This is a genomic window from Mesorhizobium sp. P2_B11 (genome assembly GCF_056404855.1).
The window spans coordinates 50286-64481 of sequence record NZ_JBFUDF010000013.1 but is presented as its reverse complement, the minus strand read 5'-3'; the positions used below and the strand labels follow the sequence as shown (position 1 = coordinate 64481).

General features: G+C 64.8%; 13 protein-coding genes. 10 read left to right on the top strand and 3 right to left on the bottom strand.

Going from position 1 to position 14196, the window contains the following annotated elements; translation table 11 throughout:
* Positions 1-53: 53 nt before the first annotated feature.
* The 4 genes from AC1DYJ_RS30025 to AC1DYJ_RS30010 all read left to right on the top strand — a co-directional run bounded on the left by AC1DYJ_RS30025 (position 54) and on the right by AC1DYJ_RS30010 (position 5000).
* Positions 54-1010, top strand: a complete 957-nt coding sequence (locus AC1DYJ_RS30025) for an ABC transporter permease (protein WP_477283233.1) — start codon at positions 54-56, stop codon at positions 1008-1010.
* On the top strand, positions 1003-1905 hold the full coding sequence (opp4C, locus tag AC1DYJ_RS30020) for an oligopeptide ABC transporter permease (RefSeq protein ID WP_477283231.1): 903 nt from the start codon (positions 1003-1005) through the stop codon (positions 1903-1905). The genes AC1DYJ_RS30025 and opp4C overlap by 8 nt, the downstream gene beginning before the upstream one ends.
* Positions 1902-3971, top strand: coding sequence for an ABC transporter ATP-binding protein (locus AC1DYJ_RS30015; protein ID WP_477283229.1), 2070 nt, complete (start codon positions 1902-1904; stop codon positions 3969-3971). The genes opp4C and AC1DYJ_RS30015 overlap by 4 nt, the downstream gene beginning before the upstream one ends.
* Positions 3972-4103: 132 nt before the next feature.
* Positions 4104-5000: a dihydrodipicolinate synthase family protein gene (locus tag AC1DYJ_RS30010; protein ID WP_477283227.1), complete on the top strand. Its 897-nt coding sequence runs from the start codon at positions 4104-4106 to the stop codon at positions 4998-5000.
* Between the two features lie 9 nt (positions 5001-5009).
* On the opposite strand, the gene AC1DYJ_RS30005 is transcribed toward AC1DYJ_RS30010, so the two are convergent.
* Positions 5010-5561, bottom strand: coding sequence for a cytochrome c (locus tag AC1DYJ_RS30005; protein ID WP_477283225.1), 552 nt, complete (start codon positions 5559-5561; stop codon positions 5010-5012).
* Between the two features lie 532 nt (positions 5562-6093).
* On the opposite strand from AC1DYJ_RS30005, the gene AC1DYJ_RS30000 reads away from it, so the two are divergent.
* The 4 genes from AC1DYJ_RS30000 to AC1DYJ_RS29985 all read left to right on the top strand — a co-directional run bounded on the left by AC1DYJ_RS30000 (position 6094) and on the right by AC1DYJ_RS29985 (position 10220).
* Positions 6094-7620 carry a DUF2778 domain-containing protein gene (locus AC1DYJ_RS30000; protein WP_477283223.1) on the top strand — a complete coding sequence of 509 codons (1527 nt, stop codon included), beginning with the start codon at positions 6094-6096 and terminating at the stop codon, positions 7618-7620.
* A gap of 187 nt (positions 7621-7807) precedes the next feature.
* Positions 7808-8593: a ThuA domain-containing protein gene (locus AC1DYJ_RS29995; RefSeq protein WP_477283221.1), complete on the top strand. Its 786-nt coding sequence runs from the start codon at positions 7808-7810 to the stop codon at positions 8591-8593.
* 102 nt (positions 8594-8695) lie between these two features.
* Entirely contained in the window at positions 8696-9754 is a 1059-nt protein-coding gene (locus tag AC1DYJ_RS29990) for a Gfo/Idh/MocA family protein (RefSeq protein ID WP_477283219.1), read from the top strand.
* Positions 9755-9818: 64 nt separating this feature from the next.
* The gene (locus tag AC1DYJ_RS29985; RefSeq protein ID WP_477283217.1) at positions 9819-10220 is read left to right on the top strand and encodes a GFA family protein; all 402 of its coding nucleotides are present in this window, start codon (positions 9819-9821) and stop codon (positions 10218-10220) included.
* Between the two features lie 10 nt (positions 10221-10230).
* On the opposite strand, the gene AC1DYJ_RS29980 is transcribed toward AC1DYJ_RS29985, so the two are convergent.
* A complete protein-coding gene (locus AC1DYJ_RS29980; RefSeq protein WP_477283215.1) occupies positions 10231-10872 on the bottom strand; it encodes a class I SAM-dependent methyltransferase in 642 nt (213 codons plus the stop codon).
* Between the two features lie 196 nt (positions 10873-11068).
* Here AC1DYJ_RS29980 and AC1DYJ_RS29975 point away from each other — a divergent pair, with 196 nt between their 5' ends.
* Both AC1DYJ_RS29975 and AC1DYJ_RS29970 read left to right on the top strand, forming a co-directional pair.
* The gene (locus tag AC1DYJ_RS29975; protein ID WP_477283213.1) at positions 11069-12613 is read left to right on the top strand and encodes a bifunctional AfsR/SARP family transcriptional regulator/alpha/beta hydrolase; all 1545 of its coding nucleotides are present in this window, start codon (positions 11069-11071) and stop codon (positions 12611-12613) included.
* Positions 12614-12721: 108 nt separating this feature from the next.
* Positions 12722-13465 carry an alpha/beta fold hydrolase gene (locus AC1DYJ_RS29970; protein WP_477283211.1) on the top strand — a complete coding sequence of 248 codons (744 nt, stop codon included), beginning with the start codon at positions 12722-12724 and terminating at the stop codon, positions 13463-13465.
* Here AC1DYJ_RS29970 and AC1DYJ_RS29965 read toward each other — a convergent pair.
* The gene (locus AC1DYJ_RS29965; RefSeq protein ID WP_477283348.1) at positions 13462-14190 is read right to left on the bottom strand and encodes an amino acid ABC transporter ATP-binding protein; all 729 of its coding nucleotides are present in this window, start codon (positions 14188-14190) and stop codon (positions 13462-13464) included. The genes AC1DYJ_RS29970 and AC1DYJ_RS29965 overlap by 4 nt on opposite strands.
* Between the last annotated feature and the right edge of the window lie 6 nt (positions 14191-14196).

The window sequence follows — 14196 nt, the reverse complement described above, 5'->3', positions numbered from 1 at the left end:
GAAGCCCCATGATCCATCGCCTCAAAAGCCTCGCTCGAACATAGGAGAGGCCGGTGCTCAGCTATCTCCTGCGAAAACTTCTGTTCAGCATTCCGGTGCTGTTCGGCGTCACCGTGATCGTCTTCGCCATCGCGCATGCCATGCCGGGCGACGCGGTGCTGGCGATGATTACGGCCGAGGCGCCGTCGAGCGAGGCGCTGATCGCCATGCGGCGCGGCGAGCTCGGCCTCGACCAGCCGGTCTATGTCCAGTATCTCAACTGGATCGGCCAGATCCTGCACGGCAATCTCGGCCGCTCCTTCGTCAATGGCCGCAGCGTCGGCGACATTATAGCAGAACGGCTGCCGATGACGCTGGAGCTGATGGGCGCAGCACTTCTAGCAGCCTTCCTCATCGGCACGACGCTCGGCGTGATCTCGGCGCTGCGGCAATACAAGGCCACCGACTATTCGCTGACGCTTGCCGGCTTTGTCGGCGTCTCGATCCCGGATTTCTTCATGGGTCTGTTGCTGGTCTATGTCTTTGCGCTCGAGCTGCGCTGGCTGCCCTCGTCGGGCATTTCGACCGCCGGCGACGGTTTTTCGCTCATCGACAATCTCAAGCACCTGATCCTGCCGGCGGCGGCACTGGCTTTGTTCCGCGCCGCCATCTTCATGCGCTATGCCCGCGCCGGCATGCTCGAAGTGCTGAACCAGAGCTATATGCGCACCGCCAAGGCCAAGGGCCTGCGTCCCAGCACGATCACGCTGCGCCATGGCTTGCGCAACGCGCTGATCCCGCTGGTCACTGTCTTCGGCCTGGCGCTGCCGACCTTGTTCGGCGGCTCGGTGGTGATCGAGACCATTTTCCAGTGGCCGGGCATCGGCCTGATGTTCATCGATTCCGTGGTCAACCGGGATAGCCCCGTCATCATGGGCTATGTGCTGATCACCGCCATCATCGTCATGCTGGCCAACCTCGCCACCGACCTTGCCTACAGCGTGCTCGACCCCAGGGTGAGCTATGACTGACGCCACCGCAGCCGACATGACGATTGCCGCCGGCGCCTCGCGCGGCCTCTGGGGCGAGGCGGCGCGCCGCTTCCTGCAGCACCGGCTGGCGACGCTTGGCCTGATCATGCTCGCCATCATCGTGCTCGCTTGCGTGCTGGCGCCATTGATCGCGCATTACGGGCCGAACGACATCGACCTCAGGGGCCGCAACCAGCCGCCTGGCGGCATGCATTGGCTGGGCACAGACGGCACCGGCCGCGACATCTTTGCCCGCATCCTCTATGGCGGCCGCATCTCGCTCACCGTCGGGTTCGTCGCCGTGGCGATCTCGGCGGCCATCGGCATCTTCATCGGCTGCGTCGCCGGCTATTTCGGCGGCAAGGTCGATCTCGTGCTGATGGGCCTGATCGACATGGTGCTGACCTTCCCGCGCCTGGTCATCATCATCGCTTTCGTCGCCGTCGTCGGGCCCAGCATCTTCAACACCATGGTGGTGATCGGGCTGCTCAGCTGGCCGTCCATCGCCCGGCTGACGCGTGGCGAGATCCTTGCCTTGCGCAACCAGGAATTCATCCTCGCCGCGCGCTCGCTCGGCACCTCGCCGTCGGTCATCATCCTCGAACACATCCTGCCCAACGTGCTGAGCCCGATCCTGGTGGCGATCACGCTGGACGTCGCGACCGTCATCCTGCTCGAGGCGTCGCTTTCCTTCCTCGGCCTCGGTGCGCAGGCGCCGGCGGCAAGCTGGGGCAACATGCTGCGCGACGCGCGCACGCTGTCGATCCTGGAGAGCCAGCCCTGGATGTGGATCCCGCCCGGCGCCATGATCGCCATGGCCGTGCTCAGCATCAACTTCGTCGGCGACGGCCTGCGCGATGCGCTCGACCCGCAGCACATCATGGGCGGCAAATGATGGGAGCCGACGCACTTGCCGTTGAAAGGGCCGCCAAGGCGATCGGACAGCAGTCGGTGCTTTCCGTGCAGGGCCTGAGCGTCGAGTTCGGCCCCAAGGGTAATTCCGTCTATGCCGTCAACGACGTCTCCTTCGAGCTTGCCGAAGGCGAGTCGCTGGCCATTGTCGGCGAGAGCGGTTCGGGAAAATCGGTCACCGTGCAGACGCTGATGGGCCTGATCCGCAAGCCGCCCGGCCGCGTCACCGCCGGCCGGGCGCTGTTTCGCGGTCGCGATCTCCTGGCCATGCCCGACAGCGAATTGCGCCAGATCCGCGGTCGCGACATCGCCATGATCTTCCAGGATCCGATGTCGTCGCTGAACCCGGTGCTGACCATCGGCCTGCAGCTCACCGAGGCGCTGCGCGAGCATCAAGGCTTGAGCGAGACCGAGGCCGAACGCCAGGCGCTCGACATGCTGGCGCTGGTCGGGATCGCCAACGGACCGCAGCGCATGCGCGCCTATCCGCACCAGTTCTCGGGCGGCCAGTTGCAGCGCATCGGCATCGCCATGGCGCTGGTCTGCAAGCCGTCGATCCTGATTGCCGACGAGCCGACGACCGCGCTCGACGTCACCATCCAGGCGCAAATCGTCGAACTGGTCGGCCGCCTGCAAAAACAGCTCGGCATGGCGATCATCTGGATCAGCCATGATCTCAGCCTGGTCGCCGGCTTCGTTGACCGCGTTGCGGTGATGTATGCCGGCTCAATCGTCGAATGCGCGTCGGTGGACGAGCTCTTCTCGGCAACGACGCACCCCTACACGATCGGCCTGTTGAACTCGATCCCGTCGCTGACGGCCGACAACACCAGGCTGGTGCCGATCAAGGGAGCGCCGCCCAATGTCACGCTGCCGCCGACCTTCTGCGCCTTCGCACCGCGCTGCGACTACGCCGAGGCGCGCTGCCGTGAGGCGAAGCCGCCGCTGGAAGCCGTTGGCGGCGGCCACACCACCGCCTGCTGGCGCTGGCGGGAGATCGACCATCTGCCACGATTGCCCGCCGCCGCATCAGCTGTGAAGCCGGTTGGCGCGGCCGGGCAGGAAGCGCTGCTCTCCGTCACCGATCTCAAAGTGCATTTCCCGATCCGGCGCGGCGTCCTCAGGCGGCAGGTCGGCGCGGTGCATGCCGTCGACGGCGTCAGCTTCGAAGTGCTGCGCGGTGAGACACTGGCGCTGGTCGGCGAAAGCGGCTGCGGCAAATCGACGACCGGCCGCGCGGTGCTCGGCCTCGAGCGGCCAAGCGCCGGCCGCATCGTCTTCGAGGGCAGGGACTATGCTGGCGCAACCGGCGAGGAGCTGAAACAGCGCCGCCGCGACATGCAGATGGTGTTCCAGAACCCGTTCGGTTCGCTCAACCCGCGCATGACCGTCGGCCGCATCATCGGCGAGGGCCTGCGTGCGCAGAAGATCGGCACCCGCGCTACGCGCGATGCCAGGGTCAGCGAGTTGCTGGCGCTGGTCGGCTTGAGGGAAGCGCTACGCAACCGCTATCCCTTCGAGCTCTCCGGCGGCCAGCGCCAGCGCGTGGGCATTGCCCGTGCGCTGGCCGCCAATCCGAAATTCATCATCGCCGACGAGCCGATCTCGGCGCTCGACGTTTCCATCCAGGCGCAGATCGTCAACCTGCTTGATGACCTCAAGACACGCCTTGGCCTGACCTATCTGTTTGTCGGCCACGATCTGTCGATGATCCGCTATCTCAGCGACCGCGTCGCGGTGATGTATCTCGGCCGCATCGTCGAGATCGGCAGCACGGCCGCCGTGTTCGGCAGCCCGCTGCACCCCTATACGCGCGCGCTGCTGTCGGCGATCCCGGTGCCCGACCCGAAGGCCGGCGGCACGCGCCGGCGCATCGTGCTCGGCGGCGGCGTGCCTGACCCCTCGAAGCCGCCGTCCGGTTGCCACTTCCATCCGCGTTGCCCGAAGGCGACCGACATCTGCGGCAAGGTGGACCCGCAACCGCGCGATTTCGGATCGCCCACGTCAGGCCGGCACCTCGTTGCCTGCCACCACGCCGGAGAGGCCTGAGCGATGCCTCCGAACCCAAGCCGGCTGCCGAAAAAGATCATGCCGAAACAACGCGGTAGAGCCGAAACCGGAATCAGTGGTTCAGGCGCCGATCTCCCCGAGACAATCCCGACAGCACCGAGGACTTGAGCAATGACCAGAGAATTGGCGGGCATGTATGCCGCCTTGATGACCGGCCTCAACGACGCCGGCGAGTTCGACCCCGGGCGCCAGCGCAACATCAATGACTATGTGCTGCGCCAGGGGCTGGCCGGCCTCTATGTCGGCGGCTCGAGCGGCGAGTCCGGCCTGCTGACGGTGGACGAATTGCTGGCCCAGCAGGAGGTGGTGTTCGCCGGTGCGGCGGCAAGCGGCGTCAATCTGATCGCCCATGTCGGCATGCCCAATCTGCGTGATTCCATCCGCTTGGCGCGGCACGCGAAAAAGCTCGGCTATCACGCGCTGTCGGCGCTGCCGCCGCATTCCTATCCCTTCTCCGACGAGGAGGTGTACGGCTACTACCAGGCGCTGGCGGCGGCGACCGACCTGCCGCTGATCGTCTACGAAATCCCCTTGCGCACCGGCCGTCCCTTGCCGCTTGCGTTGCTGGTCAGGCTGCTCGACCTCGGCAATGTCGTCGGCATCAAATACACCTCCACCGATCTGTTCAAATATTCGATGCTGCGAAAGCGGCAGCCGCAAAAGCTGTTCTTCTACGGCTTCGACGAGATCTACGCCGCCGCCGGCATGCTCGGCACCGAAGGCGGTATCGGCACCACCTACAATCTGCTCGGAAGGCTCTGTGTGGCAATCGACCAGGCGGTTCGTGCCGGCGACCTGGAGCGGGCGAAGACCTTGCAGATGGTGTCGCAGGATTTTGTCGAGGCGCTGCTGGAGACCGGCGTGCTGCCCGGCATGAAGGCGGCCTTCCGCGTCATCGGCGTCGATTGCGGCCCGACCCGCGCACCGATGGCGCCTGCTGTCGCCGACGCCGAGGATCGGATGCGCACCGTTCTAGCCCGCCCGGCGATCAAGGCGTGGTTGGCGTGACGGGCAGCGTCACTCAGCCTTCTGCCGGAACTTCGAATGACAGCTGGAGCAATCCTGCAGGATGAGATGCAGGATATGCTCTGCCGGCAATTTGGCCGGATCGGCTTCCGCCGCGATCGCGCGCTTGCCGAGCAGGCTGCCGCCGCCCATCGCCAGGCCTGAACCCATGCGCATATCGTCGGTGATGACGGCGGGAGCGCTTTCGGCCTTGGCGGCCAGCGCGCCGGCCAGCGTCCCGATGTGATTGGCCAGCGCCTCGAACTCCGTACGCGCTTGGTCGATCTCCGGCAGGGCCTGCGAAGGCGGACCCAGCGAAGCGCTCGGAAACTCGGCAATCAGGGCAGCGCCGGTGCGTGCCTGCAGGGTTTGCGTCGCCGCCTTGAAGGTCGCGGCGTCATAGGCTTGTCTGCCCTCGAACATGCCGGCGATGGTTTTCGCGGCCGCCGCCATCTCCTTCATCGACGCCTGGCGGGCTTTCACGATCCGCCCGTCGCCGGCGGAGGCCGCCATCGTGAGGGCACAGACCAGCCACAGCAGCGCCGCTTTCCCAGTCCATCTCACCGCGCCATGTCCTCGCCGCCCCATCCATCCGTGATCAGCCAGCCGCAGCAGGGGTTCGATTTGAGGCCGGATTCTTCGGCCGTGATGTCGATACGCATCGGTAAATATCCGTCGTCGGAACTCTCTGTCTCTGACGCGGATAGACCTTCCAGCCACCGGAAGGTCAAGGATTGAAGAGGCCGATCAGCGGGCAATCAGCCCAGGCTTGCAGAGACCTGACGCAGCGTTTCCTTGACTTGGATCGCAAAAACGGGCAGCAAGGCAAGGGTGAGGTAGGGCATTTCTACCGTGGCAAAGACCATGGAGAGCCCTTTTTTGGTATCGACCGCCGCAGAATCTGCGACCGGTGGAGGGATTGGTTAACCAACTTTGTCCATCTTTTGATCGATCGGCAACAGACGCGAGAGGTGCAGGGGGCACCAGCGAACTGTGGATGTCACGGATGCGAGGGTCGCAAGCCTGCATGCCGATTGAGAGTGGTTGTATGGCGTTTTTGCGTTTGAAAGACCGGGGCGACAATCCTGAACGGGATTTGACTTCGAAGAGATCCGGCCAGCGCTGGGTGGTGGTGCCGGTCGTCGGCGCGGCCCTTGCGCTGTGGTCGGTGGCGACCATGGCCGGCCTTTATTCGCTGGGCACCTCGCTCACCGCCGCGTCCAACACCTTGCCGCAAAGCCTGCTTCTGCCAAACGCAGCACTCGCCGATTCGCGTCGCAGCCTTGCCAATTCGTGGGCGCCGAGGCTTTCGGCACAAAAGTTACAGGCCTCGCTGCTCAGCCAGTGCGACATTGGATGCCGGCGCACCGCCGCCAGCTTCGCCCATGACGGCAAGACGGCGCGGTTGCACCTCGCCGCGCATGATGCAGCGCCGGCCACCACACACGTTGCAAACACCGGTGCCGCGCCAAACACCAGTGTTGCGCTTGTCACGTCGCGCGATGCGCGCTTCGACGGCGTGGTGGCCAAGGCACAGCTATCGCCGCAAAAGCTGGCTGCCGCCTTCGCCAAAGCCTCGAATGCGCCCTTCATGCTTGCCAGCCTTCCGGCCGCTGCCCGTTTCGCCGAAGTCCGCATGCCCGACCAGCATGGGCCGGCCTCGGAGCGCTTTGGGCCGGAAGTGGCAGAGATCGAACGCTCTTCGCGCTTGGCGCTAGCGTTGGCCAACAGCTTGCCGGAAGACGCTGACATGCTGGCGCCGCCGCCGGCCGTCGCAGCAATCGCCGGCGCACAGGATCCGCAGCAGGCCGAGGTTCAGGTCGCCTCGTTGCCGCCGCAGGACGATCTGCCCGACAGCATTGCACTGCCGGGTCAGCGTCCGCGCGCCGAAACCGCTCAGCCTGCCGAGGCGCCCAGCAAGCCCAAGGCGCAAGCGGCCAAGCCTCAGGCGGCCAAGCCTCAGACGGACAGGACGGCCGAGATCGCGGCACCCCAGTCGCCGGCCATCGTGACGCCGCGCTCGCTGCGCAACTCCGATGTCGCTGCACTGCCGGGCGTCCCGGGCAGCGAGACCATTCGCACCAAATCGGGCAAGCGGATAAAGGCGCCGGCTGGCGAGATGCTGGCCTATGCCAAGCCCGACCTCCCGGCTGGCGGTGTCGGCCGGGCCTTCAAGGATCTGTTCGCGACCCCCAACATGGGCAACGGCGTCGCCGTCTACGACATCTCGGCCAAGACCGTCTACATGCCGGACGGCTCGCGGCTCGAGGCGCATTCGGGAATTGGCGCGATGGCCGACCAGCCGCGTTACGCCAACCGCAAGAATGTCGGCCCGACACCGCCCGGCACCTATGACTTGAAGCTGCGCGAATCGCGCTTCTACGGTGTCGAGGCGATACGTCTCACCCCAACCAGCGGCAGCAACCAATATGGCCGCGACGGCCTGCTCGCCCACTCCTACCTGCTGCGCGGCGGCCGTGCGGAATCCCATGGCTGCGTGGCCTTCAAGGACTATGCGCGCTTCCTGGCCGCCTACAAGAAGGGCAAGATCAAGCGCCTCGTCGTGGTGCCGCGCATGTCGAAAACGATGAAGCAAGTAGCCTCGAATGGCAGCCGCGCCTGAATCGTTTTAGCAGGATGAGCCTCTATCATCCTGTTTAAAATGGTATTTCCGCGCAACTACTCCGAGATCGATGGTCTCGAAGTTCCCCGCAATTGTCAGCAGCCGCATTGAAGGCGTTTTCAATTCCGTCTGGGGATACTATGAGTGGACCGCGGCGGATCCAGCTTCAAACAATCACGAGGACATCATGACAATACGCGCTGTCGTTTGGGGCGAGAACATCCATGAGCGGACCAATGAGGTGGTCGCCGCCCTCTATCCCGAGGGCATGCACACGACCATCGCCAAGGCGCTGAACGCCGACAAGGCGATCTCCGCCTCGACCGCCACGCTGGAACAGCCCGAGCATGGCCTGCCGGCCGATCGCCTGGCCGAGACCGACGTGCTGGTCTGGTGGGGCCACAAGGATCATGGCGCGGTTGCCGACGAAGTGGTCGAGCGCGTCGCCCGCCGTGTCTGGGAAGGCATGGGGCTGATCGTTCTCCATTCCGGCCATTTCTCGAAAATCTTCAAGCGGCTGATGGGCACGCCTTGCACGCTGAAATGGCGCGAGGCGGGCGAGCGCGAGCGGCTCTGGGTGACCAGCCCCAGCCATCCGATCGCCGAAGGCGTCGGTGAGTTTTTCGAGCTCGAGAATGAAGAAATGTATGGCGAGCAGTTCGCCGTACCGGAGCCGCTTGAGACTGTCTTCATCTCCTGGTTCCAGGGCGGCGAAGTGTTCCGCTCCGGGCTGACTTACCGCCGCGGCGCCGGCAATGTCTTCTACTTCCGTCCGGGTCACGAGACCTATCCGACCTATCACGACGCCAATGTGCACAGAGTGCTGCGCAACGCGGTCAAGTGGGCGCACAACCCGCAAGGCACCAAGTCTGCCATTCTGGATGCGCCGAACGTGCCGGTCGAGAAAGCGTTGGAGCCGATCGTCGAGCGCGGCGGCAAGCTGCATGCCTCGGGCGAGGCCGGCTTCCGCTAAAACAACCCCTGGAAAAAGGCGCAGCGGCCTCCGTATGGATTCGGCTAGACCACGTTTGTCTCATATGATTGAATCGAACCAATTCGCTTGGAGTTTAAAGAAATGCGGCTTTTGATACTCGGTACCGGCTGGATGGCGCAGGAACATGCCCGGCAGTTCGGCAAGATCAAGGGCGTCGAGCTCGTCGCCGCCGTCGATGTCGACGCCAAGCGCGTCGGCGAATTCGCCGACGGCTTCAAAATCCCGAAACGCTTCACATCGCTGGACGAGGCGATTGCCTGGGGCGGCTTCGATGCGGTCACCAATGTCACACCCGACAGCATCCACCATCCGACGACGATGGCGCTGATCGCCGCCGGCAAGCCGGTGCTGTGCGAAAAGCCGCTCGCCGAAAATTTCACCAAGGCGAGCGAAATGGCCAATGCGGCCAAGGCGGCCGGCATCATCAACATGGTCAACCTCACCTATCGCAACGTTGCGCACTTGCAGAAGGCGCGGCAGATGGTGCTGGCCGGCGGGATCGGCGAGATCAGGCATGTCGAGGCCTCTTATCTGCAGAGCTGGCTGGTGTCGAAAGCCTGGGGCGACTGGCACACCGACCCGAAATGGCTGTGGCGGCTGTCGCGCAGCCACGGCTCCAACGGCGTGCTCGGCGATGTCGGCATCCACATCCTCGACTTCGCCAGCTATGGCGCGGCGCTGGATGTCGACCATGTGTTCTGCCGGCTGCGCGCCTTCGATAAGGCGCCGGGCAACCGCATCGGCGAATACGATCTCGACGCCAATGACAGCTTTGCCATGACCGTGGATTTTTCCAACGGCGCCTTCGGCGTCGTGCATGCCAGCCGCTGGGCAACCGGCCATCTCAACGAACTGCGCCTGCGTATCTATGGCGACAAGGGCGGCATCGAGGTCGTGCACAATCCGGAGGGCTCGGAGCTGAAGGCGTGTATCGGCGACAACATCGAGACCGCCAAATGGCAGGTGCTCGACGCCGGCGCGGTGCCGACCAACTACCAGCGCTTTGTCGATGCGGTCCGCAGCGGCGTGCAGGCCGAACCGTCCTTCCACCACGCCGCCGAACTGCAAAAGGTGCTGGATCTGGCTATAGTGTCGGAAGAGAAGCGGACGGAACTGAGGGCCAGCGCCGACACGCGGTGAGCTTGTCGAGAGCATGATCCCGAGACGCGGGTGTCAGGTTCTCGCAACAGGGGGAGGAGCAGTCATGGTCACGCGCCGCGCGCAATGTCTCTGCGGCCAGTTGTCAGCCGTCTGTACAGGCGAGCCGGTGCGCATCTCGGTCTGCCACTGCCTGGACTGCAAGCGCCGCACCGGCAGCGCCTTCAGCTACAATGTCCGGTTTGCCGAAGACGATGTATCGATCGAGGGGCAGGCGACGCAATTCATCCGCACCGGTGAGCAGGGCGGCCGCGTCATCTACAATTTCTGCCCGCAGTGCGGCGCCAGTGTCCACTACCGCATCGACACGCAGCCCGGCGTCATCGCCATTCCCGTCGGCGCCTTCGCCGACCCGTCCTTCCCGCCACCCTTCCAGTCCTTCTATCAGGACAGCCGGCGCTGTGAGTGGGTGGAGATCAAAGCCGAGCCGCTGGCGACGTTTGGCTGAGGCAGAACCGTCAACCTGGCGATGGGACCGCGACCCCGGCGTAGTGACTTCCCAGTTGCCAGAAGGGTAGCGGAAATCGCTCGCGCTCCTCATGAACGAGCCGAAAGCCGGCCCCACCAACCAGGCGCAGTGGATCGCGATTGAGCTGGCAGCCGCCGGCGAGCTCTCCCCAAATCCGGTTCAGCCGCTCCTGCCACCTCTGGTGACGCTTGCCCTCGGCCTGGCCGTGCTCGATGAAGATCAGCCGTCCCCCGGGTTTCAGGATGCGCCGGATTTCGGTCAGCGCCGCCTCAGGGTCCGCAATGGTGCAGAAGGCGTAGGTGACGACGACCGTGTCGGCGAAGCCATCGGTCAACGGCAGGCTTTCGCCGCCGGCGCGGATGCATTCGGTCGCGAATGGCATGGAATGGATCTTCGGGGCGGCCAGGCCGAGCATCGTGCCATCGGGATCGACGCCGACCAGCCGCTCCACCTTGGCGGCGTCATAGTAGGGGAGGTTCAGGCCGGAGCCGAAGCCCACTTCGACGACCGTGCCCTGCGCCAGCGGGATCACCCGCTTTCGCATATGCGCGAAGGCATTGGCCGAACAACCGAAATGAACGAAGTAAGGCGTGACGCAGCGTGCATACCAGGAGAGACAGGATTGGCACATGTCTCAGCCTCCCTGCCTTGCGGTCGCGGCGCCGATCGGCGCGTCGGCATCAGCCTCTGATGTGCGATGGTGAGTATTGACCGGTGACATTTCTCGCTCCATGGGTGTCTTCAGACGGGCCGGATCGGCCCAACGTCGTGGGGATGGATAGAAGGCCTGCGTCCCCTCAACGTCCCCGCTCGGCGCATGCGGATCGATGGAACGGCTGCAGTTCCAACTTCTGGGTTTTCCCGAGTTCCGCCTGAACGGGCGGCGGGTGGAGCTTGCCTTGCGCAAGGCAGCCGCGCTCCTCATCTATCTCGCCGAGGCCGGTGGGCCGGTGGCGCGCGAGGTCGCCGCTACGCTCTTGTGGCCTGAAACAGGCGAGGAAGCTGCACGGGCGCGCCTCCGGCGCACGCTGTACAAGATCCGCGTCGCGTTCGGCACGGAGCTTATCGCCGCCAGCGGAGCATCGCTGAGCCTGCACCCGGCGCTGTCCGTCGAGGTCGACTCCAGGATTTTCGAGCATGCCTGTGACGTCGGTCCTCTCGACGAGGCCGCCGACATCCACAAGGGCGACTATCTCGCCGGCTTCTCTCTGCCGGACTGTCCGGAATTCGAGGAATGGGTCTTCTTCAGGCGCGAGGCGCTGCGCAGCCGGCTGGTGCAGGCGCTGGAGCGGCTCGTCGAAGCGAAGATCGCCGGCGGCGAGCCGCGTGGCGCGGTCGTGCATGCGACGCGCCTCGCGGCACTGGATCCTTTGAGCGAAAGCGCGCACCGCCACCTGATCCGGGCTAACCTGGCGGCCGGGGACAGGGCGGCAGCCGAGCGCCAGACCGAGATTTGTGTTCGGCTGCTGCGCGACGAACTCGGCGTGGCGCCGGACCCCGCCACGCTTGCCCTGCTGCATGAACAAACGCGCGATGCCGGACTGGACGTGCCCAGAACCCGCTATGTCGAAGTGGACGGCGTCCATATCGCCTACCAGACCGTCGGCAGCGGTCCGCTGGACATCGTGCTTGTTCCCGGCTTTATCTCGCATGTCGAGCGGGTGTGGGAAGACAGAAGCTGCCGCGCCTGGCTATCGGCGGTGTCGCGTCTCGGCCGCCTGATCCTTTTCGACCGGCGCGGCATGGGGCTTTCCGACCGCGTTGGCGCCCGCCCAACCGTCGAAGCGACGGCACAGGATATTCTGGCGGTGATGGACGCGGCCGGCAGCCGCAGGGCCTTGCTCATCGGAGCATCGGAGGGTGGGCCGGGTTGTGTCCGTTTTGCCGTGAACCACCCCGGCCGCTTGATCGGCCTTGTTCTGTGGGGTTCCCTCGCGAAAGGCAGTCGCACGCCCGACTATCCTTTTGCTTTGACTGCCGCGCAATACGATTTGTGGAAGCAACGCCTGCTCGCCGGCTGGGGTGGCCCGGCCGAAATCCAGACATTCGCCCCGAGCCTGGCCGAAGACCGCCAGGCGCAAGCCTGGTGGGCCGGATTGCTGAGGGCAGCCTCCAGTCCCGGCGCGGTCGCAGGACTGCTTGAAGCGTTGCGCGATACCGATGTCCGTCATCTCCTGGCAAAAGTCTCGGCAAGGACGATGGTCCTGCACCGCTCCGGCGACCGCGCGGTGCGCGTCGAGGCCGGGCGGTTCCTCGCAGCCAAAATCCCGGACGCGCGGTTCATTGAGGTCGCCGGTGCCGACCACTGGTTCTGGGTCGGCGACCAGCAGCCGCTGCTCGACGGCATCAGTGCGTTTGCACGACAAAGCTAACCGCGCAGCCGGGGACGATCAGGGGACACATCCTGTGTAGGGCGACGCCTACAACTGTTTGATGTCAGTTGTGAAGCACAGGTTTTGCGCCCTGCAAAAGGAATGATCATGTTTGCTGTCTCGGAAGACGGAACCCGCATTGCCTACGAGGTGCTCGGGACCGGAAGACCGCTCGTGCTGCTGCACGGCTTTACGGCGGATCGCACGATCTGGCGTGACGTAGGCTATGTCGAGCGGTTGGCGGCCTCTGGGCGACAACTGATCCTGATCGACGCTCGCGGCCACGGCAGAAGCGACAAGCCGCATGCGCCCGAAGCGTATGATCTCGGACGCTACGCTGCTGATATCGCGGCGGTTCTGGATGACATCGGCGCGGTGGACGCGGACATCCATGGGCATTCCCTGGGCGGCACCATTGCCCTGGCGTTTGCCGCCCGCTACCCGAACCGGGTGCGCTCGCTTGTCGTCAACGGCGCGCATCCTTTCTCTCAGGATTTGCGTCTGCTCAGGGCGGCCGTGAGCGTCAGCATAGAACCCTGGATCTCGTATCTGCGCGCCGAGAACTGGCCGTTGACGGACGGGAATGTCACGCAACTCGGAGGCAACGATCTTGAGGCCTTGCGGGCATGCGTTGCACGGGACCGGCCCGATCGGTCGGCGCCTTTTGTCGGCTTTGATCAACCCATCCTTGCGATCAGCGGCGAGGCAGATCCGTTGCGTCCGAAGGTTCGTGATTTTGCAACCCTTGCCGGCGCTGACTATTTTGAACTCGTCGGATGCAATCATTTCCAAGCGTTCTTGGCGGTCGACCCGCTATGCGCGCGCATGGAAGAGTTTTTGTCTCTGCTCTAGTGCCTCAAAATCTTGCTCAGAAAGGCACGACTCCGATCGGTCTTCGGCGTTGAGAAAAACTCCGCCGGCGTGCCGCTTTCGACGATGGCGCCGGCGTCCATGAACACGACGCGCTGGGCGACCTTGCGGGCAAAGCCCATCTCGTGCGTCACCACCATCATGGTCATGCCTTCCTCGGCGACCGCGACCATGACGTCGAGCACTTCGGAAATCATCTCGGGGTCGAGCGCCGAGGTTGGCTCGTCAAACAGCATGATCTTGGGCCGCATGCCGAGGCAGCGCGCGATCGCCACGCGCTGCTGCTGGCCGCCGGACAGCTGCGAGGGATAGGCATTGACCTTGTCGGCGAGGCCGACCTTGGCCAGCAAGTCGCGCCCGGCCTGCTCGGCCTCGGCGCGCGGGATCTTGCGCACATGGATCGGCGCCAACGTGACGTTTTCCAGCGCCGTCTTGTGCGGATAGAGGTTGAACGACTGGAAGACGAAGCCGATCTCGGTGCGCAGCTGCGTCATGTTGGTGGCGGGATCGCCGAGGCGCTGGCCGTCGACGATGAGGTCGCCGTCCTTGATCGCCTCAAGGCCGTTGATGCAGCGGATCAACGTGCTCTTGCCCGACCCGCTCGGGCCGCAGACGACGACCACTTCGCGCGGCTCGACGCTGAGCGTGATGTCCTTCAGCACGTTGAGCGCGCCGAACCATTTATTGACGCCGCGAAAGTCGATCATGCCGGT

What these genes read in the sequence shown, in the direction of transcription:
- AC1DYJ_RS29965 (WP_477283348.1), bottom strand. Translation starts at nt 14,190, where the DNA reads ATGATCGACTTTCGCGGCGTCAATAAATGGTTCGGCGCGCTCAACGTG.
- AC1DYJ_RS30015 (WP_477283229.1), top strand. Translation starts at nt 1,902, where the DNA reads ATGATGGGAGCCGACGCACTTGCCGTTGAAAGGGCCGCCAAGGCGATC.
- AC1DYJ_RS29980 (WP_477283215.1), bottom strand. Translation starts at nt 10,872, where the DNA reads ATGTGCCAATCCTGTCTCTCCTGGTATGCACGCTGCGTCACGCCTTAC.
- AC1DYJ_RS29990 (WP_477283219.1), top strand. Translation starts at nt 8,696, where the DNA reads ATGCGGCTTTTGATACTCGGTACCGGCTGGATGGCGCAGGAACATGCC.
- AC1DYJ_RS29970 (WP_477283211.1), top strand. Translation starts at nt 12,722, where the DNA reads ATGTTTGCTGTCTCGGAAGACGGAACCCGCATTGCCTACGAGGTGCTC.
- AC1DYJ_RS29975 (WP_477283213.1), top strand. Translation starts at nt 11,069, where the DNA reads ATGGAACGGCTGCAGTTCCAACTTCTGGGTTTTCCCGAGTTCCGCCTG.
- AC1DYJ_RS29985 (WP_477283217.1), top strand. Translation starts at nt 9,819, where the DNA reads ATGGTCACGCGCCGCGCGCAATGTCTCTGCGGCCAGTTGTCAGCCGTC.
- AC1DYJ_RS30010 (WP_477283227.1), top strand. Translation starts at nt 4,104, where the DNA reads ATGACCAGAGAATTGGCGGGCATGTATGCCGCCTTGATGACCGGCCTC.
- AC1DYJ_RS29995 (WP_477283221.1), top strand. Translation starts at nt 7,808, where the DNA reads ATGACAATACGCGCTGTCGTTTGGGGCGAGAACATCCATGAGCGGACC.
- opp4C (WP_477283231.1), top strand. Translation starts at nt 1,003, where the DNA reads ATGACTGACGCCACCGCAGCCGACATGACGATTGCCGCCGGCGCCTCG.